A 21,668-nucleotide genomic window follows, 5' to 3' on the forward strand; every position below is an offset into this window, starting at 1 on the left:
GTGCCGCTGTGGTGACGTCCTGCCTGAGCAGGACATCAGCGCCAGGATCAGGCGCGGCGAGCCATCATCAGCTTCTTGATCTCGGCGATCGCCAGCGCCGGGTTCAGCCCCTTCGGGCAGGTGCGGGCGCAGTTCATGATGGTGTGGCAGCGATACAGCTTGAACGGGTCTTCCAGATCGTCCAGGCGCGCACCGGTGTCTTCATCGCGCGAGTCGATGATCCAACGGTACGCCTGCAGCAGGATCGCCGGGCCCAGGTAACGCTCGCCATTCCACCAGTAGCTCGGGCAGCTGGTGGAGCAGCACGCGCACAGGATGCACTCGTACAGGCCGTCGAGCTTCTTGCGGTCTTCCGGCGACTGCAGGCGCTCGCGGTCCGGCGGCGGCGGGGTCTGGGTACGGATCCACGGCTTGATCGAGGCGTACTGCGCGTAGAAATGCGTCAGGTCCGGCACCAGATCCTTGATCACGCTCATGTGCGGCAGCGGATAGATCGGCACCTCGGCCTTGCCACATGCCGCAATCGCCTTGGTGCAGGCCAGCGTATTGGTGCCGTCGATGTTCATCGCGCACGAACCGCAGATGCCTTCGCGGCAGGAACGGCGGAAGGTCAGGGTCGGGTCGATCTCGTTCTTGATCTTGATCAGCGCGTCCAGGACCATCGGCCCGCACTTGTCCAGATCGATTTCATAGCTGTCGGTGCGCGGATTGGCGTCGCCATCCGGATCCCAGCGGTAGACCTTGAAGGTGCGCTTGTTCTTGGCGCCTTGTGCAGGGTAATGCTTGCCCTTGCCGATCTTTGAATTCTTGGGGAGGGTGAACTCTGCCATAGCTGCTCTCGTTGGCTCAGGCGATGCGCGGTGCGATGGGAGACCGCAGCGTGCGCATGAAATTGAAGACGATGGATGCCACCACCGATGCGGGAGTGCAGCGGCCGGCGAACTGCCGGCGCTGCGCGTGCGTCATGCCGCGTTCGCACTGTGGCGCCACGCTGCCGCCCTGCCCTTCAGGGCCGGACGGCAGGTGCGATGCAGGAACGAAATGCGGCATCTGCATCGGCACTCAGTAGACGCGCGGCTTCGGCGGAACCACATCCACTTCCTTGCTCAGCGTGTACATGTGGACCGGGCGGTATTCGAAGTCGCACTGGCCCTTGTCGTCCACGGTGACCAGCGTGTGCTTCTGCCAGTTGACGTCGTCGCGGTCCGGGAAATCCTCGTGCGCGTGCGCGCCACGGCTTTCCTTGCGCTGCTCGGCCGAGTTGATCGTCGCCACTGCATTGAGCAGCAGGTTGTTCAACTCGTAGGTCTCGATCAGGTCCGAATTCCAGACCAGCGAGCGGTCCGACACCTTGACGTCCTCGAAGGTGGCGAAGATCTCGGCCATCTTGTCGACGCCTTCCTTCAGCGTCTTGCTGGTCCGGAACACCGCTGCGTCCGACTGCATGGTGCGCTGCATGTTGTCGCGGATCACCGAGGTCGGCGTGGAGCCATTGGCATGACGCAACTTGTCCAGCAAGCCCAGCGCCTTGTCGCAGGCATCGGACGGCAGCGGCTTGTGCGGCTGATTGGTCTTGACGGTCTCCGCGCAGCGGTTGGCCACCGCACGCCCGAACACCACCAGATCCAGCAGCGAGTTGGACCCCAGACGGTTGGCGCCATGCACCGACACGCAAGCCGCTTCGCCGATCGCATACAGACCGGGCACCACCGCATCCGGGTTGTCGCCCTGCTTGCGCACGACTTCACCGTGGTAGTTGGTCGGGATGCCGCCCATGTTGTAGTGCACCGTCGGCAGCACCGGGATCGGCTGCTTGGCCACGTCCACACCGGCGAAGATGTGCGCGCTCTCGGCGATGCCGGGGAGCTTGTCGTTGATCACTTCCGGGCCGAGATGGGTCAGGTCGAGCAGAATGTGGTCCTTGTGCTCGCCAACGCCACGGCCTTCGCGGATCTCGATGGTCATCGAACGCGACACCACGTCGCGCGAGGCCAGATCCTTGTAGTGCGGTGCATAGCGCTCCATGAAGCGCTCGCCGTTGCTGTTGCGCAGGATGCCGCCTTCGCCACGCACGCCTTCGGTGATCAGGCAGCCCGCACCGTAGATACCGGTGGGATGGAATTGCACGAACTCCATGTCCTGCATCGGCAGGCCGGCACGCATCACCAGGCCGCCGCCGTCACCGGTACAGGTGTGGGCAGAGGTGGCGCTGAAGTAGGCACGGCCGTAGCCGCCGGTGGCCAGCACCACGCCGTGGGCGCGGAACAGGTGCAGCGAGCCTTCGGCCATGTCCAGCGCAAGCACGCCGCGGCACACGCCTTCTTCGTCGAAAATCAGGTCGAGCGCGAAGTACTCGATCATGAAGCGCGCGTTGTGCGCCAGCGACTGCTGGTACAACGTATGCAGCATTGCGTGACCGGTGCGGTCGGCGGCGGCGCAGGTGCGCTGCGCAGACGGACCTTCGCCGTACTTGGTGGTCATGCCGCCGAACGGGCGCTGGTAGATCTTGCCCTCTTCGGTGCGCGAGAACGGCACGCCGTAGTGCTCGAGCTCGATGATGGCCGGGATCGCCTCACGGCACATGTACTCGATCGCGTCCTGGTCGCCCAGCCAATCGGAGCCCTTGATGGTGTCGTAGAAGTGATACCGCCAGTCGTCTTCGCCCATGTTGCCCAGCGCGGCGGAAATACCACCCTGCGCGGCCACGGTGTGCGAACGGGTCGGGAAGACCTTGGTCAGGCAGACCGTCTGCAGGCCCTTCTGGGCCAGGCCGAAGGTCGCGCGCAAGCCGGCGCCGCCGGCGCCCACCACGACCATGTCGTACTTGTGTTCTGTGATCTTGTAAGCGGACATCGAATTATGGATTCCTGTTGGGTCGCTGGCTCAGGCGATGCCTAGCGCGATACGCGCCACGGCAAACACGCTGACGATGGCACCGAGAACGGCGACAAAGCGCACGAGGGTCTGCGCCGCAAGGGCGAGCAGCGAGTTGTGCACGTAATCCTCCAGCACCACCTGCATGCCGAGCTGCGCATGCCAGAACGAGGCAATGAGGAAGCCCACCAGCAGGATCGCGTTCCACGGCTTGGCAACCGCGGCGCTCGCCGCTGCGTGGTCGGCACCGATCAGGCTCAACACGAAGATCAGGAACCAGATCGACAGCGGCACCAGCGCGGTGGCGGTTAGACGCTGCACCACGAAATGCTCGGTGCCGGTCTTGGCGGCGCCCAGGCCGCGCACATTTTTCAACGGGGTTCTATAGCGGCTCATACGGCACCTCCGAACAGCAGCACGTACGCCCAGATGGCGGCGGTCAGCACGAAGCTCAAAATCACCGACAACCAGCCGATGCTGACGAACGAGCGCACGGCATAGCCCTGGCCGAAGTCCTGCAGGATGTGGCGCAGGCCACCAAACAGGTGGAAGGCAAAGCACCAGGTCCAGCCGAACAGGAACACCTGTCCATACCAGGCTGCCGCCATGTCGCGGAAGCAATTCCAGTGGTCGGGGCCAAGCATGAGGGTCAGCAAGGCGGCGGCAATCACAAGGGCGCCGATGGACAGAACAATGCCGGTGGCTCGATTCAGGATCGAGGTCACCATCTGTATCTGCCAGCGATACACCTGAAGATGCGGGGAAAGTGGACGTTCGCGGGTCGCCATTCGCTGGGCTCGTTTTCTCGGCTGGGCGGCACTAGGCCGCTGTGGCTAAAAGCTGCTCAAAAATCGATGCAGCGTCCATTTTTTTCCCAGTCGCCGTAGCGCGTTGGCTCAGGGCCGTCGCGCCCACCAATCTCCTTGGGCAGGGGTTTCTTCTCGGGAATGTGCTCCTGAGGAGAAGGCTGCGTCTCGGAATCCTGCGCTGGGGTGGGGGTTGGATGGCCTATCATAGTGGTCTCACAACATTGCGATTTTAGTCCTCCCCTTCCATGGCTGACAACCTGAATCTTATTCCACAGGGTTTTGGCTCCCTGCACGACATGCAATACGTCCGCTTGAGCGGTTCGGATGCAGTGGCGTTCGCGCATGCCCAATTTGCCAATGACGTGCAAGCGCTGGCGATTGGGCAGTGGCAATGGAATGCGTGGCTGACAGCGAAGGGGCGGGTGATTGCCATCTTCGCACTCTTGCGTGATGAGGATGCGCAATTGCTGATGCTGTTGCCCGATGGCAACGCGGCCGAGATCGCCGCGCAGCTCGGCCGTTTCGTTTTCCGGCGCAAGCTGCGCATCACCGAGATTGCGCTGACCGCACAAGGCGCGTTCGCCGCACCCGCACGCGCGCAGGCGGCACATGCCGACGTGGCTGCGGATGCGATCGAACTGGACATGGGCAGCCCTGCCTTGCCGCGCACGCTGGTGTTGCGCGCGCCGGACACATTGGCAGCGCCTATCGATCTACCGAACATGGATGCCGCATGGCGTCGCGCAGACCTGCAGCTAGGGCTGGTGCGGTTGCCAGATGCGCAGCGCGAACAGTGGACGCCGCAACGGCTGGCGTTGGACCAGCTGCATGCGTTCAGCGTCAAAAAGGGCTGTTACCCGGGCCAGGAAATCGTGGCGCGCACGCATTTTCTGGGCAAGGCCAAACGCGCGGTGCATTTGCTGGAAACCGACGCTGCGGTTGCGCCGGGCGATGCGGTGCGTCTGGACGGCGCTGAGGTGGGCAGTGTGGTCAGTTCCGCCGAAAACCTGGCGCTGGCGGTGCTGCCGCTGGAGCTGGCAATTGGGGATGGCATGACGCTGAGCGCCGGCACCTCCCCTGCCCGACCGCTGCAGATCCTGCCCGGGCTGGCCCGCTAAGGGCAGCGATTCTGCTCCACAGGCTGGTGCGACATTTCGCCGCAGCCACTGCCATGCACGCGGCGGACTACCGTGCGCCCGGAATCGAGCGATTCAGTGCATGCGCAGCGTCTGCCGACCTCTGCACGAGGCCGGCAGCGCACTCGCGCAATGTCAGGAGGCAGAGGTCGTCAGGCGTTCGCCGCTGGCCGGGTCGAAGAAATGCAGTGCTTCGCTGCGCAAGGCCAGTCGCAGCGACTCGCCCACCGCCGGCAACGCCTGCGGGGTGACGCGGATCACCAGCGGCTGCCCGCCGCGGTCGAGATTGAGGAAGATCTCGTTGCCTACCGGTTCGATGACATCGATACGTGCATCGAATCCCAACTGCGCGTCGGCTGACGGCTGCAGGTGCTCGGGGCGCACGCCCACCACGACCTCCTGGCCCAGCCAGCGCTGATCGATCTGCGCCGCGCCCAGCGGCACGCGCCAGCCATCGGCCATCACCAGATGCAAGCCATCCTGCGCGTCCAGCCGCCCCTGCAGCACGTTCATGGCCGGGCTGCCGAGGAAGCCGGCCACGAACAAGTTGGCCGGGCGGTCATACAGCGCCATCGGGCTGTCGATCTGCTGGATCACACCATCCTTGAGCACCACGATGCGCTGGCCCAGGGTCATCGCTTCGACCTGGTCGTGGGTGACGTAGATCATGGTGGTGCCGAGCTTGCGATGCAGCTGCGCGATCTCGGTGCGCACGCTGTGGCGCAGCTTTGCATCCAGGTTCGACAACGGCTCATCGAGCAGGAACACCGCCGACTCGCGCACCATCGCGCGCCCCAGCGCCACGCGCTGGCGCTGGCCGCCGGACATCGCCTTGGGTAGCTTGTCGAGCATGGGCGTCAAGCCCAGCAACTCGGCCGCATTGTTCACCCGCTCGGCAATCACCTGCTTGGGGTGGCCGCGCAGCTTGAGCCCGAACGCCAGGTTTTCGGCCACGGTCATGTGCGGGTACAACGCGTAGCTCTGGAACACCATGGCGATGTCGCGATCCTTCGGCGCCACGTCGTTGACCACACGGTCGCCGATGCGCAGCGTGCCCGCACTGATGTCCTCCAGCCCGGCGATCATGCGCAGCAAGGTGGACTTGCCGCAGCCGGACGGCCCGACCAGTACCATCAGCTCGCCATCGGCGACTTCGAAGCTGGCCCCTTGCACGGCAACCTGCCCGTTCTCATAGACCTTGCGGACACCTTCCAACTGCACTTTCGCCATCTTTCGGCCTCAACAGGAGTGGTGCGCCCCACCCTCGGCCCTCCCGATGGTAGTGACGCCATAGCGCTTGCAAGGAAATCTCCTGCAAACGAATGCATTGGTTTATTCTGACATGTAATCGTTTTCACATGGCAACATCGATCTCGGGAGGGACCATGCCGCCACCAACTCACGCCGTCCATTTGGACAGCGTTTCTACCTGCGCCAGGCCGATCATGCCGCCGCGCAGGTACAGGTATACCGCTCCAGCGCTAACCGCTGACCGTCACTTGCTGCAACAATCGGGGATTGGGCGTCAGCGTCCATCCCCCGCTGCGCGCACGCAAGTGTCGCCAGGAACAGACGTACCGACCGCCGGCATCACCGGCGCCTTCCCGCCAAGCCGCTGATAACGATGTCTCCAGAATCTGAAACTCGGTCCATGCACAACACCCTGATCCTGTTCGGCGCCACCGGCGATCTCGCCCAGCGCTATCTCTTTCCATCCCTGCTGCGCCTGTTTGTCGACGGCCTGTTGCCGGAGGACTTCCGCATCCGTGCGCTGGCCCTGTCGCAGCACGACACCGACGCCTTCCGCGAGGTCCTGCGCCCGCGCCTGGCCCAGGCGCTGCCGATTGCCACCGCCGCGCAGATCGATGCGCTGCTGCAGCGCATCGACTACCGCTCGGTGGACCTGCGCAATGCCGAATCGGTGGCCGAGGCCGTGCGCGAACTGGCCAGCCGCCAGTGCGTAAGCTATCTGGCGATTCCACCGGGCCTGTACATCAGTACCTGCCAGGGCCTGGCCCTGGGCGGCGCGCTGGCCGCACCGCACCGGTTGATGCTGGAAAAACCGATCGGCCACGATTCGGATAGCGCCCGCGAGATCCTGCAGTCGATCGGCGCACTGATCGACGAAGACCGCGTGTTCCGTCTCGACCACTACCTGGGCAAGGCCGCGGTGCAGAACCTGGTGGCGCTGCGCTTCGGCAACACCTTGCTGGAAGCGGTGTGGAACCGGACCTACATCGAATCGGTGCAGATCCTGGTGGCCGAGAGCGAAGGCGTGGACGGCCGCGATGCCTACTATGCCCGCTCCGGCGCGCTGCGCGACATGGTGCAGAGCCATATCCTGCAGTTGCTGTGCCTGGTGGCCATGGAGCCGCCGGCCTCGCTGGAAGCCGACCGCATCCGCGACGAGAAGGTCAAGGTGCTGCGCGCCTTGCGCCCGATGACCGCCGAGCACGCCGCGCATGACAGCGTGCGTGGCCGCTACACCGCCGGCAGCATCAACGGCGAGCCGGCGCAGGCCTACCACCCGCCGGAAGGCAGCGATGTGGAAACCTTCGTCGCGGTCACCGCGCACATCGACAACTGGCGCTGGGCCGGCGTGCCGTTCCACCTGTGCACGGGCAAGCGCCTGGCCGAGCGCTCCACGCGCATCGTGGTCACGCTCAAGCCGGTGACGCATTGGTTGTTCGAGCGTCCGGACCGCCAGAACGCGGTGCCCAACCGCCTGACCTTCCAGCTGCAGCCGCAGGAAAACATCGAGCTGGGCCTGATGAGCAGCCTGGCCGGCCCGGAATGGGGTGCGATCGAACTGCAGCCGCTGGAACTGGAGCTTTCCGTGCCCACCGGCCTGCACCGCCGCATCGCCTACGAGCGCCTGTTCGTGGATGCCTTCAACGGCAACCCGGCGCTATTCGTGCGCGATGACGAGGTCAAGGCCGCCTGGGCCTGGATCGACAGCGTCAGCGATGCCTGGTCGGACGCACAGCTGCCGCTGCAGCCGTATCCGGCCGGTAGCTGGGGCCCCGAGACCGCCGCACCGTTCCTGCCCCCGGCCACCGACGCACAGGGAAACAACGCATGACCGCTCCTTCCAAGCCGGTGCTGGTTGCCGACATCGGTGGCACCAACGCACGCTTTGCGCTGGCCGACATCGATGCCTCGGTACCGCTGCTGGACGACACCTGCCGTGAGTTCGCGGTGGTCGAGTTCGGCTCGCTGGGCGAGGCCGCGCGCTATTACCTGGACCAGATCGGCGTGCAGGCCACCAAGGGTGTGTTCGCGGTGGCCGGCCGCGTGGATGGCGACGAAGCCCGCATCACCAACCATCCGTGGGTGATCTCGCGCTCGCGCACCGCCACCATGCTGGGCTTCAGCACGCTGCACCTGATCAACGACTTCGCCGCGCAAGCGATGGCGATCAGCCTGCTGCGCCCGCAGGACGTGGTGCAGGTGGGCGGCGCCAGCTGGCGCCCGGCACCGATCGAGCTGCCGCGCAACTACGGCGTGATCGGCCCGGGCACCGGGCTGGGCGTGGGAGGCCTGATCATCCGCAACGGCCGCTGTTTTCCGCTGGAAACCGAAGGCGGCCATGTCAGCTTTCCGCCCGGCACGCCGGAAGAGATTCGCGTGCTGGAGATCCTGTCCGAGCAGTTCGGCCGCGTCTCCAACGAGCGCCTGATCTGCGGCCCGGGCCTGGTCAACATCCACCGCGCGCTGAGCGAGATTGCCGGCATCGACCCCGGCCCGCTGGAGCCCAAGGACATCACCGCACGTGCCGCCGCCGGCGACCCGCGTGCCTCGCGCACCATCGATCTGTTCTGCGCCATCTTCGGCGCGATCGCCGGTGACATGGTGCTGATGCAGGGTGCCTGGGATGGCGTCTTCCTCACTGGCGGGCTGGTGCCCAAGGTGCTGGATTCGCTGCAGCATTCCGGCTTCCGCCAGCGCTTCGAACACAAGGGCCGTTTCTCCGCGATCATGTCGCGGGTGCCCTCGCTGGCGGTGATGCATCCGCATGCCGGCCTGCTGGGTGCAGCGGCGTATGCGGTGGACGCCGAACGCGCATTGCCGGGAGAGCAGCGATGAGTTTGCAGGACAACGACCGCATCAGCCTGGTGCGCTACGACGACCTCGACGAATGGACCGAAGCGGTGGCCAGCGAAATGGCCGACCTGCTGGAACAGGAAATCTCGCGCCGCGGCCAGGCGCGCATGCTGCTGTCCGGCGGCACCACCCCGGCACCGGTGTACGAATCGCTGGCGCATCGCCCGCTGGATTGGTCGCGGGTCGAAGTGGGCCTGGTCGATGAGCGCTGGCTCTCGCCACAGGACCAGGACAGCAATGCCTGGCTGGTCAAGCAGAGCTTCCTGGACCATGCACCGGCGGCCACTTTCATTCCGTTGGTGCGCCCGGGCAAGCAGTTGCCCGAGTGCGTGCATACCGCCAACTTGCAGGCCACGCATGCCGAACCGGCCTGCCTGGCGGTGATGGGCGTGGGCGGCGACGGGCATACCGCCTCGCTGTTCCCCGGCTCGACCGATCTACCCAAGGCCCTGGCCAGCCCGCAGCCGTACGCGTCGCTGGACGCCACCGGCTGCCCCGGTGCCAACCAGTGGCCGCTGCGCATCACCTTGACCCCGGCCGGGTTGGCGCCGATTCCCACGCGCCTGCTGTTGCTGCGCGGCAAGCAGAAGCTCGATGTGCTGCAGGCGGCGTTGGCAGGCGAGGACATCAGCGAATACCCGATCCGGGTCGCGCTGCAGCAGCCTGGCCCGCGCCTGCGGGTGCATTGGTGCAGTTAGTGGATGTCGGGACCCCGGGTGGGTGGCTTGGTCATGCTGATGGCGTGCAAGCACTCGCCCACGTTGCGACACCGCGGCGGCCCGCATCGCCTGATGCCGGGCTGCCATCGAACACCTTCCCCCTGTTTCTCATAGCCGGTAGCCAATGAGCCTGCATCCGAACATCCAAGCTGTCACCGACCGTATCCGCAAGCGCAGCGCGCCCTCGCGCGCGGCGTACCTGGCCGGCCTTGATGCCGCCCTGCGTGAAGGCCCGTTCCGTAGCCGCCTGAGTTGCGGCAATCTCGCGCACGGCTTTGCGGCCTCCGAGCCGACCGACAAGTCACGCCTGCGCGGCGCGGCCACGCCGAACCTGGGCATCATCACTGCCTACAACGACATGCTCTCGGCGCATCAGCCGTTCGAGCATTACCCGCAGATGATCCGCGACACCGCGCGTGCGCTCGGCGCCACCGCGCAGGTCGCCGGCGGCGTGCCGGCGATGTGCGACGGCGTGACCCAGGGCCGCGCCGGCATGGAGCTGTCGCTGTTTTCGCGCGACAACATCGCCCAGGCCGCGGCCATCGGCCTCAGCCACGACATGTTCGATGCGGTGGTCTATCTGGGCGTGTGCGACAAGATCGTGCCTGGCCTGTTGATCGGCGCATTGGCCTTCGGCCACCTGCCGGCGTTGTTCATGCCGGCCGGCCCGATGAGCCCGGGCATTCCCAACAAGCAGAAGGCCGAAGTGCGTGAGCGCTATGCCGCGGGCGAAGCCACCCGTGCCGAGTTGCTGGAAGCCGAATCCGCCTCCTACCACTCGCCCGGCACCTGCACCTTTTACGGGACCGCCAACTCCAATCAGGTGTTGCTGGAAGCGATGGGCGTGCAACTGCCCGGCGCCTCGTTCGTCAATCCCGAACAGCCGTTGCGTGATGCGCTGACCCGTGAGGGCACCGAGCGGGCGCTGGCGATCTCCGCGCTAGGCCAGGACTTCCGCCCGTTCGGTCGTTTGATCGACGAACGCGCGATCGTCAATGCCGTGGTCGCCCTGATGGCCACCGGCGGCTCCACCAACCACACCATCCACTGGATCGCCGTGGCGCGTGCGGCGGGCATCGTGCTGACCTGGGACGACATGGATCTGATCTCGCAGACCGTGCCGCTGCTGACCCGCGTCTACCCGAACGGCGAAGCCGACGTGAACCGCTTTCAGGCTGCTGGCGGCACGGCATTCGTGTTCCGCGAACTGATGGACGCCGGCTACATGCACGACGACCTGCCCACCGTGGTCGAAGGCGGCATGCGTGCCTATGCCAACGAGCCGCGTTTGCAGGACGGCAAGGTCATCTATGTGCCCGGCACGGCGACCACCGCCGATGACAGCGTGGCACGCCCGGTCAGCGATGCATTCGAATCGCAAGGTGGCCTGCGCCTGCTGCGCGGCAACCTGGGCCGCTCGCTGATCAAGCTGTCGGCGGTCAAGCCCCAGCACCGCAAGATCGAAGCGCCTGCCGTGGTGATCGACACCCCGCAGGTGCTCAACAAGCTGCATGCGGCCGGTGTGTTGCCGCACGACTTCGTCGTGGTGCTGCGTTACCAGGGCCCGCGTGCCAACGGTATGCCGGAGCTGCATTCAATGGCCCCGTTGCTCGGCCTGTTGCAGAACCAGGGCCGTCGCGTGGCGCTGGTCACCGACGGCCGTTTGTCCGGTGCCTCGGGCAAGTTTCCGGCCGCGATCCACATGACGCCGGAAGCGGCGCGTGGCGGCCCGATCGGGCGTGTCCGCGAAGGCGACATGGTGCGCCTGGACGGCGAAGCCGGCACGCTGGAAGTGCTGGTTTCGGCCGAAGAATGGGCATCGCGCGAGGTTGCACCCAACACCGCCGTGGCCGGCAACGACCTGGGCCGTAACCTGTTTGCGATCAACCGCCAGGTCGTCGGCCCGGCCGACCAGGGCGCGATTTCGATTTCGTGCGGCCCGACCCATCCGGACGGTGCGCTGTGGAGCTACGACGCCGAGTACGAACTGGGCGCCGATGCGGCCGCTGCCGCGGCGCCGCACGAGTCCAAGGACGCCTGATCCCCTTCCCTCTCTGCGATCGCCCAGGCGGTCGCCGTCTCCAGGAGTTGCAATGACGATTGCCCAGACCCAAAACACCGCTGAACAGCTGCTGCGCGACGCCGGCATCCTGCCGGTGGTGACCGTCGACACGCTGGACCAGGCGCGTCGCGTGGCTGACGCACTGCTCGAAGGCGGCCTGCCTGCCATCGAACTGACCCTGCGCACGCCGGTCGCGATCGAGGCGCTGGCGATGCTCAAGCGCGAACTGCCCAACATCGTGATCGGTGCCGGCACGGTGCTGAGCGAACTGCAGCTGCGCCAGTCGGTGGATGCCGGTGCAGACTTCCTGGTCACGCCCGGTACGCCAGCGCCGCTGGCACGCCTGCTGGCCGACGCGCCGATCCCGGCCGTGCCCGGCGCTGCCACCCCAACCGAACTGCTGACCCTGATGGGCTTGGGCTTCCGCGTGTGCAAGCTGTTCCCGGCCACCGCTGTGGGCGGCCTGCAGATGCTCAAGGGCCTGGCCGGCCCGCTGTCCGAGCTCAAGCTCTGCCCCACTGGCGGCATCAGCGAAGCCAATGCCGCCGAATTCCTGTCGCAGCCGAACGTGCTGTGCATCGGCGGCTCGTGGATGGTGCCCAAGGACTGGCTGGCGCAAGGTCAGTGGGACAAGGTCAAAGAAAGCTCGGCCAAGGCTGCGGCGATCGTGCGGCAGGTGCGTGCGGGCTGATGTTCGGGACTGCATCCCGCGTGTTGGGAAAGCCGAGTGGCTTGAGAAGGCTGGTTGGCTGACGAAAGTTGATTGGCTGAGCAAAGCTGATCAGCTGGCGCTTTAGTTTTGATTGAGGAAAGCCCGGTTTGCTGGCGCCTTGATTTCTTTGGTTGAGGAAAGCTGGTTAGCTGGCGCCTCGATTTTTTGGGTGGAGCGGCCCGCGGGCGCCGGGGCAGGACACGCCGTGAACCCATCCATGGGGGCTCTTACACGACATCCTTGTCGTGTAAGGTCCTGCCCCGGCGCCCGCGGACCACTCTTCGAATGTTCCTGTATTGGCGGAACGGAGAGCAGCGATTTCCGCGAGGCCTGCTCGGACTAGCCTTTGATGGTTGCCTCGTTGCCTCGTTGCCTCGTTGCCTCGTTGCCTTGCTGCCTGAGGCGGAGGCGGAGGCGGAGGCAGAGATCTATTTGCCTGCCGGCCAAAAATCCGACCACTTTCGGCCCTGCCGTCTTCCCTCAAGATCAGCTAGCTCAGGGCAACGACGCGCCGAAGCGGCAGCGTGACCGGGGATTGGCGGAGAGCGGCACAGGGATGTGCCGCGGCGGCGAGTCAGACAGGGATGTCTGGCGAGCCGAGGAGCCGATTTCCGGCCGCGCTGCCGCTCTCACCGAAGCCAGCAAACCACCGGCAGGCACGCTGCCTGGTCGTATTCGGGGAAACCGTACCCTTACCCCAACCCCTCTCCCGACAGGAGAGGGGCTTGAAGCCGCCCGTCCTGACTGTCCTCAAGATCAGCTAACTCACGGCGACGACGCCGCCCCTACCGACGCCGAGAAACCACCGGCAGGCACGCTGCCTGGTCGTATTCGGGGAAACCGTACCCTCACCCCAACCCCTCTCCCGACGGGAGAGGGGCTTGAAGCACCCTTGTTGCCATTCGGCGTGCAGCGATTGCCAACCGTCAGCCATCTTTGGTGACTCAAGACTCCAACGCAGCCTCCGGCGGCATCGCCTTCCGTACACCACGCGCGCGCTGCACCAATGCCGCCGCGCCGCTGCTCATGTCATCCAGGATGGCGTAGATGGTCGGCAGGAACAGCAAGCTCACCACCGTCGAAAATGCCAGGCCGCCAGCGATGGCGCGCGCCATCGGGAAATACGGCGGGCCGTCGCTGAACATGGTGGTGCTGGTCAGCGAGATCGGTACCATCGCCAGGATCGCGGTGCCCATGGTCATCATGATCGGCCGCAAACGCTCACGTGAGCCTTCGATCAACGCCTGCGTGCGCCCCATGCCACGGCGGCGCAGATTGTTGATGTGCTCGATCATCACGATGCCGTTGTTCACCACCACGCCCATCAGCACCAGGATGCCGATGAAGGACATGATGCCGAACGAGGTCCCGGTGATCCAGAACAGCCAGAACACCCCGAAGATCGAGAACAACACGCCGCTCATGATCGCCGCCGGGAACAGCAGCGACTCGAACACCGCTGCCATCACCACGTAGATCATCACCAACGCAATCACCAGATTGAACACCATCTGGCCCATCGCCTCGCCGTCGTCCTGATAATCGCCCCCGTCGAAGGTGTAGCTGTAACCGGCCGGAAACTGCATCGCCTTGAGCGGTTGCTCCATCGCAGCGCGCGCTTCAGGCACGGTGACTTTCGTGCCGAGATTGGCTTTGATGGTCAGGGTTGTCTGCCGATTGGTGCGGCCGATCTGGGTGGCGGCCGGGCGGATTTTTACATCCACCAGCGACAGCAACGGCACGCTGCGGCCATCCTTGGTGCGCACGGTGAAGCCTGCCAGATCTTCGGGTTTGCTCTGCTCGGCGCCGGCAAAACGCACCCACACCGGTACTTCGTTGTCGCCACGGCGAAACTCGCGCAGCGGCGTGCCACGCAAGGCCAGCCCGACGAAGCTCGCCACCTGCTCCGCACTAAAGCCGAACGCGGCCGCGCGCTCGCGATCCACGCGGATCGCCAGCTCGCTGGTGCGATCACCGGTATCCACGCGTACGTCGCGCAATTCCTTGCGCTGCGCCAGCAGCGGTACCACCTCGTCGGCCAACTCCTGCAGTGCCTGGGTGGAATCGCCCACCAATTGCACCTGCACGCCCTGATTGCCGCTCCCGCCATCGCCCTGGTTGCCGATGCTGTAATCGGCGCGCGCAGAACGCGGCAACTCCTTGCGAATCTGCTCCAGCAGCGGTGGCAGGTCCTTGACCTTGGTCGCGTCGAAGGTCACCACCGTGTTGCTGCCTTCCACCTCGCTAAACCACGAATAGATCTGGGTGATGTGGTATCTGGCGCGGTTGGCTTCCAGGTGGTTTTCCACCCGCGCGATCTCATCGCCCAGCTGCTCGCGCGTATAGGAGCCCTTCCACTGATACTGGATGTAGCCCTCGTTGCCGCCGTCGCCACCGAACATGTCGACCTTGGTGAGCTTCATCGGCACCAGGCTGATTGCACTGACCAGCAGGATGCCGGCCACGCTCCAGCCGCGGTGCGCCAGCGTCCAGGCCAAAACCTTGGCGTAGCGCCGCTGCAGCCGTGCGATCACGCCGCGCTCGGAGGTCACCAGCGGCGGCGTTTTCATGCGCGCCGACAGCATCGGGATCAGGCTGATCGCCACCAACCATGAGGCCAGCAACGACACCGAAATGGTGATCGCAATCTGCGCCATGAAAATGCTGATGTTGTTGGTTTCGCCAAACAGGTTCGGCACGAACACGATGCAGTGACACAGCGTGCCGGCGCTGAGTGCGATCGCCACGCTGCGCGTTCCCAACAACGCTGCCAGCTGCGGCTGGCCCGGCATGCGCTCGCGCTCCTGGTAGATGCTTTCCACCACCACCACCGCGTTGTCCACCAGCATGCCCACGGCCAACAGCAAGCCCATCATGGTCAGGATGTTGAGCGTGACGCCGACGAAGTACATGAAACCCAGCGTGATCGCAAAGCAGATCGGGATCGCCAGCGTGACCATCAGCGTGGACGGCCAGTGGCGCAGGAAGAAGAACAGCACCGTGATCGACAACAGCAGACCAACCGCACCGGCCTCGGCCAATTCCGCCAATGACGAGGTCACCGCCTTGCCCTGGTTGTCGATCACCTTGACCTGCACGTCGCGCATGGCCGGTTCGGCGCGGATGTCTTCGACTTCCTTCAATGCCGCCTTGGACACTTCCACCAGGTTGGCGCTGCGCTCCTTGTAGATGTCCAGGCCGATCGCCGGGCGCCCATCCAGGCGCCGGCCGTAATTCATGCGCGTGGGCTTGAGCCGCACCTGTGCAATGTCGCCCAGGCGCAGCCCCTTGGCGTTGAGCACCAGATCGCGCAGCTCCTGCAGGTCGCGCAATTCGCCTACCGGTTGCACGCGGATGCGCTGGCCGTTGTCGTCGATCTGCCCGGCCGAAACCGAGAAATTGAGCTTGCCCAGCCGCTCACTCAGATCGTTGAGGCTCAGGTCATGCGCAGTCAGCCGATCCGGCGCGATCGCGATCTCCACCTCGTTCGGCGGTGCGCCGGAGATTTCCACCTTGGCCACGCCCGGAATCCGCTCGATGCGCCGCTTGAACTCGCGGTCGAGCATGTCGTACGCGCCGGTCAGATCGGCCTGGCTGGCCAGCCGCACCTTGAGTACCGGCTCATCGCTGCTGGACCACTTGAAGATATGGAAGCGTTGCAGATCCTCGGGAAAATCGTCGCGAATCGCATCCAGCCGCTCGCGTGCGTCGGAGGCGGCAATGGCGATATCGCGGTCCCAATCGGAGAACTCGATGAAGATGTTGGCGCCGTCGGCGGTGGCGGTCGAGTGCATGCGCTTGATGCCGGTCATTGTCGCCAACGCTTCTTCGGCCGGCCGCACCAGGTTGCGCTCCACCTCGTCCGGCGTGGAGCCGGTGTACGGCAACTGCACGAACAGGAACGGCGCGGAAATATCCGGCAGCGCCTCCAGCGGCAGGCGAAATGCGGCGATCAGCCCCACCACCACCAGCGACACGAAGCACATGATGGTGGTGACCGGGCGACGGATGCTGAAGGCGGCAACGCTCATACCGCCTCCAGCCCGTCGCTGTGGCCGGCCGGTGCGCGCTGACGCGCCATGCGCCGGCCGCGCTCCAGGTAGTACGCATCGGCACGGCGATCCAGCAGGTCGTAGACCACCGGAATCACCAGCAAGGTGAGCAGCGTGGACACCAGCAACCCGCCGATCACGGTGATGGCCATGGGTGCGCGCACCTCCGCCCCCTCGCCCATCGCCACCGCCAGCGGCAAAAAGCCGAACAAGGTGCACAGCGTGGTCATGATGATCGGCCGCAGGCGCGAACGCGCCCCTTCGATCAGCGCCTCACGCTTGGCCACGCCTTCCTCGCGTAGCTGGTTGACCTTGTCGATCAGGATGATCGCGTTCTTGGTCACCAGGCCCACCAGCAAGATCAGACCAATGAACACCACCGCCGATACCGGCTTGCCGGTCATCAGCAGCGCCAGTACCGCGCCGACCATCGCCAGCGGAATGGTGAACAAGATGACGAACGGGTGCAGCAGCGATTCGAACTGCGAAGCCATCACCAGGTAGACCAGGAAGATCGCCAGACCGAACGCGAACAGCAGCGACTTCACCGACTGCGCCAGTTCCTCGCCCTGCCCGCCGATGTGCATGCCCACACCAGCGGCCAACGGGTCGTTACGTACCAACGTTTCCACTTCGCGCACCGCACCGCCCAGGTCGATGTCGCGCAGGCTCGCCGACACGATCGCCACGCGGGTCTGGTCGGCGCGATGGATCTCGCTCGGCCCGGTGGTCGCCACCACCTCGGCGACCGCGGCCAGGCGCACCGGTCGGCTGCTGCCCGGGTTGACGATCAACTGGCGGATCGCGTCCACGCTGGCACGGTCGCTGTGCTGCGCACGCACCAGCACGTCGATCTTGCGATCACGGAAGCTGTAGCGCGTGGCCACATCGCCGCGCACCTTCTTGACGATCACATCGGCGATCTGCCGCGTGGTCAGCCCAAGCGCACCGGCGCGCTCCTGGTCGAAGCGGATCTGGATTTCCGGGAAGCCCTCTTCCACGGTCGACTTCACGTCCGCGTAGTGGCCGTTGGCACGCAGCATCTGCTCCAGTTTCTGGCCAGCCTGCTCCAGCTCGCCCAGATCCTGACCGCGCAACTCCACTTCCAGCGGCGTGGAAAAACTAAACAGGGCCGGCCTTGCAAAATCCACCTGCGCGCCCGGATGCGCGGTCATGCTGCTGCGCAGGCGCTCAGTGGCGGCTGCCTCCACCGCGGGACTGCCGCCACCGGCCATCACCACCGTGAGCTTGCCGATGTTCTCGCCACTTTCGGTGGGGTTGGCATCCAGCCGCGTGCCGGCACCGCTCACGCCATACAGCGAGGCAATGCCCGGGTCCTTGTCGTGCGCCAGTTGCAGCTCGCGCACCAGAGCGTCGGTCTGCGCCAGCGGCGTGCCGGAGGGCAACTTCACGGTCATTTCGAAGCGATCCTGCGCCAGCTGCGGGATCAGGTCCGCGCCGAGCATCGGCACCAGCAGCACGGTGCCGACGAATGCGGCGCCTGCCAGCCCGAGCACCAACCAGGGCCGACGCAATGCCGCTGGCAGCATGGTCAGGTACCCGCGTTCGGCACGGCCATACGGCGCCATCGCGATATCGCTGGCCTTGCGCATCACCGGTGCCACCACTCGCGTAGCGCCGCGCCAGACCTTCACCACCGCCCAGGCGGCGCCGAAAAACGCATAGCGCACGCTGGCACCCGCGCCGCAGCGGCCAGCCGCTACTGGCTTGAGCCAGCGCTGCTGCGGCTGCCACTGCGGGTGGCTGGGTTCGTCCGGGAAGGCCATGGGCGGCGCGCCCTTCAGCGAGCTCAGCATCGGGATCAGCGTCATCGACACCACCAGCGAGATCGCAATGGCGATCGCCACGGTCAACGCCTGGTCACGGAACAACTGCCCGGCAATGCCTTCGACAAACACCAGCGGCAGGAACACCGCGATGGTGGTCAGGGTCGAGGCCATCACCGCCATGCTCACCTCGCGGGTGCCCACCATGGCCGCATCCAGCACGCTCAGGCCACGCTCGCGCGCCTTGGCGATGCTCTCCAGCACCACGATGGAATCGTCCACCACCAGGCCAGTGGCCAAGGCCAGCCCACCCAGCGACATCACGTTCAAGCTCAGGCCCAGCTGGCCCATGAAGAAGAACGTGGTGATGATCGACACCGGCAGCGACAGGCTGATCACGAAGGTGCTCCAGCCATCGCGCAGGAACAAGAAGATGATCAGGATCGCCAGCACGCCGCCGATCACCGCATCTTTCTTGACGTCGCTGATCGCGTGCTCGATGAAGTGCGACTGGTCCTCGATGGTGGTGATTTCCACATCGCCGGGCACGGTCGCCTTGATCTGCTCCAGGCGCTTGCGCAGCGACGCGGCGGTCGACACCGTATTGGCATCGCCCTCCTTGTAGATCGCCAATTCCACCGCTTCCTTGCCGCCCAGGCGAATGATCGCCTCGCGTTCCTTGTAGCCCTGGCGCACCTGCGCCACGTCCTTCAAGCGCACCGGCATGCCGCCGGCGATGCTGCTGGTGGACGAGGCCGAGGTGCTCTGCACTTCGGCCGCGGCCGCCAATGCCGCCTGCGAACCGGTGGACGCCGCAATGGCATACATCTGCTGCATCGCTGCATCGGCTGCGCTGCTGCTGCTGCTCTGCGTGGTCACCAGCATGTTGCGGATCTCATCCAGATCCACGAACTGGTTGACCGTGCGCACCAGGTAGCGCTGTGAACCTTCTTCCAGCCGGCCGCCGGAGATGTTGACGTTCTCTTCCTTCAACCGGGTGATGACGTTGTCGATCGGCAGGCTGAGCTGGGCCAGTTTCTGCTGGTCGATATCCACCTGGATCTCGTCTTCCAGACCACCGCCCACCTTCACCGCCGCTACGCCGGCCACCGGTTCGAGCTTCTTTTTCAAATCCTCGTCGGCATAGCGCCGCAGGCCGGTGAGCTGGCGGATGGCGTCGGTGTCTGAGGCCGGCGCCTGCTTGGGCGACAGCACCAGGCGCATGATCGGCTCGGTCGATGGATTGAAGCGCAGCAGCACCGGCGGCTTGGCTTCCAACGGCAGCGACAAGGCTTCCATCTTGTCGCGCACTTCCAGGCCGGCCTGGTCCATGTTGGTGCCCCAGGCAAACTCCAGCACCACATCGCTTTGCCCGGTGCGCGAGATCGACTTGAGCTTGCGCAGGTTCTTGACCACGCCGACCGCTTCTTCCACCGGCTCGGTCACCAGGGTCTCGATCTCCGCCGGTGCCGCACCGGTGTATTCGGTGCGCACGGTGAGCGTGGGATAGCTCAGGTCCGGCAGCAAATTGACCTTGAGGCTACGCAGCGCGATCAAGCCGAACAGCAACATGGTCACCGTGATCATCGCGATGGTGACGCGGCGGCGTGTGGCAAACGCCACCAGGCCGCCGCCCGGCGCTACGGATAGGTGCGGGTCGTGGACCGGGCCGGTGGGATGGTCGGTCATGAGCGCTTCTCGTCGCCGGCCGTTGCCGGTGCGGCAGCTGCAACCGGCTTGCGATCGGGCTGGCCGATGATCTGCACCGCGGTGCCATCGCGCAACGCCACCTTGCCGGCCGTCACGACCTGGTCGCCTTCCTTCAGGCCCTGGCGCACTTCCAGCCATGGGCCTTCGGCATAGCCCAGCTTCACCGGCACCCGGCTGGCCTTGCCATTGCGCACCACGAACACTGCCGGCTCACCGTCATCCAGCAGCGCCAGCCGCGGAATCACCAGGGCATCCTTGCGCTGGTCGTAGTCGATGCGGATGCGCCCGAACATGCCGGGCTGCAACGCCTCCGCGCCAGCCCCGAACGCGCACACCACGCGAAAAGTGCCGCTGCCCGAATCCACCACCGGCGCGATGCGGTCCACCTTCCCCAAGAACTGCTGTCCCGGCAATGCGTCGGCCAGCAACGTCACCGGCTGGCCGGACTTGAGCGTGGCCAGCTCGCGCTCGGGCACGTTGAGCGTGGCTTCCAGTTGCGAGTCGTCGACGATGCGGAAGATCGGCGTATTGATCTGCACGAAGTTGCCGGTCTTGATCGAGCGCGACGCAATCACACCGGAAATCGGCGCCTGCACGGTGGTGTACGACAGCTCCAGCGACGCCAGACGATGCTGCGCCCGGCTGTTTTCCACATCGAACTTGAGCTGGTCCACATCCGCAGCGCTGACCAATTGCTGGCCGACCAGTTGCGTGGCGCGGCGATAACTGTTTTCCAGCTTGCGCAGCTGCGCCTCGCTTTGGGCCACCGCCAGATGCGCGCGGTCCGGATCCAGCCGTACCAGCGCCTGGCCTGCCGACACCTTCTGCCCTTCCTCGACCATCACCGCCAGCGCCACGCCGGAGGTCTTGGCCACCACCTGCGCTTCGGCACGTGGCTCCAATGCCGCAGTGCCGGTGTAGCTGGCGGCCACCGCACGACGGGCTGCTTTTGCGGTTTCCACCGGCACGGCATCTGCGGCCTTCTGGCTGTCTGCCGGCTTGGCAGCACTGTCGCCAGCCTTGCAACCGCCCAGCAACAGGCTCGTGGTGATCAACAGCGCAGCGGCGCAAGTTCCGCTGCGGCCGGGCAAGAAGGAGAGTGGCGACATCGTCGTGTCCTAGTGGATGCGTGAACAGGTGTTGTAGGCAAGTAAACCACCCAAGCCATCATGTCGCCAATGCGCCAAAGGTCATGGTCTGTTCAAGATTGCCTATTCACCCGGTTTGCGTGCGACCAAATCGCAGGCATACTCGGTTCGGCCCGCAACGCCCCCACGTGCGGACGCTCATACCAGTCTTCCGGATACGAAACCATGCGCCCGCAGCCGCTCGCCGCTTGTCTCGCTCTGGTCGTCTTCCTGCCGTTTGGGGGCGCATCAGCAACACCATCGGTTCCGACACCGCCTGCCCCTGCAGCCGCGGCGCCGGCGCCTGCCACACCCGCGCCCTCGGGCAATGCCGGGAATGGTCGCCAGCTCGCGTACACCTGCCAGGGCTGCCACGGCGTGACCGGCTACAAGAACGCCTACCCGAGCTACCGCGTGCCCAAGATCGGCGGCCAGTCCGCGCAGTACCTGACCCAGGCACTGACCGAATACCGCCAGGGCAAGCGCAAACACCCGACCATGCAGGCACAGGCGCAAAGCTTTTCCGAGCAGGACATCGCCGACATCGCCACCTACCTGTCCACCCTCAAATAAGCG

General features: G+C 65.4%; 17 protein-coding genes. 7 read left to right on the forward strand and 10 right to left on the reverse strand.

Annotation, left to right across the window (positions count from 1 at the left end):
* Window positions 1-47: 47 nt before the first annotated feature.
* The 6 genes from ACD584_RS14670 to ACD584_RS14695 are packed head-to-tail and all read right to left on the reverse strand — an operon-like array spanning window position 48 to window position 4,027.
* The gene (locus ACD584_RS14670; protein WP_011037280.1) at window positions 48-830 is read right to left on the reverse strand and encodes a succinate dehydrogenase iron-sulfur subunit; all 783 of its coding nucleotides are present in this window, start codon (window positions 828-830) and stop codon (window positions 48-50) included.
* Between the two features lie 16 nt (window positions 831-846).
* The gene (locus ACD584_RS14675) at window positions 847-1,056 is read right to left on the reverse strand and encodes a hypothetical protein (RefSeq protein WP_076035710.1); all 210 of its coding nucleotides are present in this window, start codon (window positions 1,054-1,056) and stop codon (window positions 847-849) included.
* Window positions 1,057-1,062: 6 nt separating this feature from the next.
* Window positions 1,063-2,853: a succinate dehydrogenase flavoprotein subunit gene (sdhA, locus tag ACD584_RS14680; RefSeq protein WP_012438231.1), complete on the reverse strand. Its 1,791-nt coding sequence runs from the start codon at window positions 2,851-2,853 to the stop codon at window positions 1,063-1,065.
* 30 nt (window positions 2,854-2,883) lie between these two features.
* Window positions 2,884-3,270: a succinate dehydrogenase, hydrophobic membrane anchor protein gene (gene sdhD, locus ACD584_RS14685; protein WP_014507844.1), complete on the reverse strand. Its 387-nt coding sequence runs from the start codon at window positions 3,268-3,270 to the stop codon at window positions 2,884-2,886.
* Window positions 3,267-3,662: a succinate dehydrogenase, cytochrome b556 subunit gene (sdhC, locus tag ACD584_RS14690; protein WP_076035709.1), complete on the reverse strand. Its 396-nt coding sequence runs from the start codon at window positions 3,660-3,662 to the stop codon at window positions 3,267-3,269. The genes sdhD and sdhC overlap by 4 nt, the downstream gene beginning before the upstream one ends.
* Before the next feature lie 56 nt (window positions 3,663-3,718).
* Window positions 3,719-4,027 carry a DUF1674 domain-containing protein gene (locus ACD584_RS14695; RefSeq protein WP_308507412.1) on the reverse strand — a complete coding sequence of 103 codons (309 nt, stop codon included), beginning with the start codon at window positions 4,025-4,027 and terminating at the stop codon, window positions 3,719-3,721.
* On the opposite strand from ACD584_RS14695, the gene ACD584_RS14700 reads away from it, so the two are divergent.
* A complete protein-coding gene (locus tag ACD584_RS14700) occupies window positions 3,929-4,801 on the forward strand; it encodes a folate-binding protein YgfZ (RefSeq protein ID WP_076035708.1) in 873 nt (290 codons plus the stop codon). The two genes, ACD584_RS14695 and ACD584_RS14700, sit on opposite strands and share 99 nt — an antisense overlap.
* A gap of 153 nt (window positions 4,802-4,954) precedes the next feature.
* Here the strand turns inward: ACD584_RS14700 and ACD584_RS14705 are convergent, their stop codons facing one another.
* Window positions 4,955-6,049, reverse strand: a complete 1,095-nt coding sequence (locus ACD584_RS14705; RefSeq protein WP_012438229.1) for an ABC transporter ATP-binding protein — start codon at window positions 6,047-6,049, stop codon at window positions 4,955-4,957.
* 421 nt (window positions 6,050-6,470) lie between these two features.
* On the opposite strand from ACD584_RS14705, the gene zwf reads away from it, so the two are divergent.
* The 5 genes from zwf to ACD584_RS14730 all read left to right on the forward strand — a co-directional run bounded on the left by zwf (window position 6,471) and on the right by ACD584_RS14730 (window position 12,395).
* Window positions 6,471-7,901, forward strand: coding sequence for a glucose-6-phosphate dehydrogenase (gene zwf / locus ACD584_RS14710; RefSeq protein WP_075285661.1), 1,431 nt, complete (start codon window positions 6,471-6,473; stop codon window positions 7,899-7,901).
* A complete protein-coding gene (glk, locus tag ACD584_RS14715; protein ID WP_011037288.1) occupies window positions 7,898-8,905 on the forward strand; it encodes a glucokinase in 1,008 nt (335 codons plus the stop codon). Before zwf ends, glk begins: the two co-directional genes overlap by 4 nt.
* Window positions 8,902-9,621 carry a 6-phosphogluconolactonase gene (gene pgl / locus ACD584_RS14720; RefSeq protein WP_076035706.1) on the forward strand — a complete coding sequence of 240 codons (720 nt, stop codon included), beginning with the start codon at window positions 8,902-8,904 and terminating at the stop codon, window positions 9,619-9,621. Before glk ends, pgl begins: the two co-directional genes overlap by 4 nt.
* A gap of 145 nt (window positions 9,622-9,766) precedes the next feature.
* Window positions 9,767-11,683, forward strand: a complete 1,917-nt coding sequence (gene edd, locus ACD584_RS14725) for a phosphogluconate dehydratase (RefSeq protein WP_042599164.1) — start codon at window positions 9,767-9,769, stop codon at window positions 11,681-11,683.
* A 52-nt stretch (window positions 11,684-11,735) separates the two neighbouring features.
* On the forward strand, window positions 11,736-12,395 hold the full coding sequence (locus ACD584_RS14730) for a bifunctional 4-hydroxy-2-oxoglutarate aldolase/2-dehydro-3-deoxy-phosphogluconate aldolase (protein WP_016902600.1): 660 nt from the start codon (window positions 11,736-11,738) through the stop codon (window positions 12,393-12,395).
* A gap of 965 nt (window positions 12,396-13,360) precedes the next feature.
* Here ACD584_RS14730 and ACD584_RS14735 read toward each other — a convergent pair.
* From ACD584_RS14735 to ACD584_RS14745, 3 genes are read right to left on the reverse strand one after another with little or no spacing between them, the layout of a single operon-like run.
* On the reverse strand, window positions 13,361-16,447 hold the full coding sequence (locus ACD584_RS14735; RefSeq protein WP_076035705.1) for an efflux RND transporter permease subunit: 3,087 nt from the start codon (window positions 16,445-16,447) through the stop codon (window positions 13,361-13,363).
* Window positions 16,444-19,944, reverse strand: coding sequence for an efflux RND transporter permease subunit (locus tag ACD584_RS14740; RefSeq protein ID WP_076035704.1), 3,501 nt, complete (start codon window positions 19,942-19,944; stop codon window positions 16,444-16,446). The genes ACD584_RS14735 and ACD584_RS14740 overlap by 4 nt, the downstream gene beginning before the upstream one ends.
* Window positions 19,941-21,074 (reverse strand): efflux RND transporter periplasmic adaptor subunit, encoded by a 1,134-nt coding sequence (locus ACD584_RS14745; RefSeq protein WP_162277140.1) that lies wholly within the window; start codon window positions 21,072-21,074, stop codon window positions 19,941-19,943. The genes ACD584_RS14740 and ACD584_RS14745 overlap by 4 nt, the downstream gene beginning before the upstream one ends.
* A 204-nt stretch (window positions 21,075-21,278) precedes the next feature.
* Between ACD584_RS14745 and ACD584_RS14750 the strand changes: the two genes are divergently transcribed.
* A complete protein-coding gene (locus ACD584_RS14750) occupies window positions 21,279-21,665 on the forward strand; it encodes a cytochrome c (RefSeq protein WP_070691409.1) in 387 nt (128 codons plus the stop codon).
* The last annotated feature ends 3 nt before the right edge of the window (window positions 21,666-21,668 follow it).

It is taken from the genome of Xanthomonas sp. NCPPB 2922 (genome assembly GCF_041520885.1).
GTDB lineage: Bacteria > Pseudomonadota > Gammaproteobacteria > Xanthomonadales > Xanthomonadaceae > Xanthomonas > Xanthomonas campestris.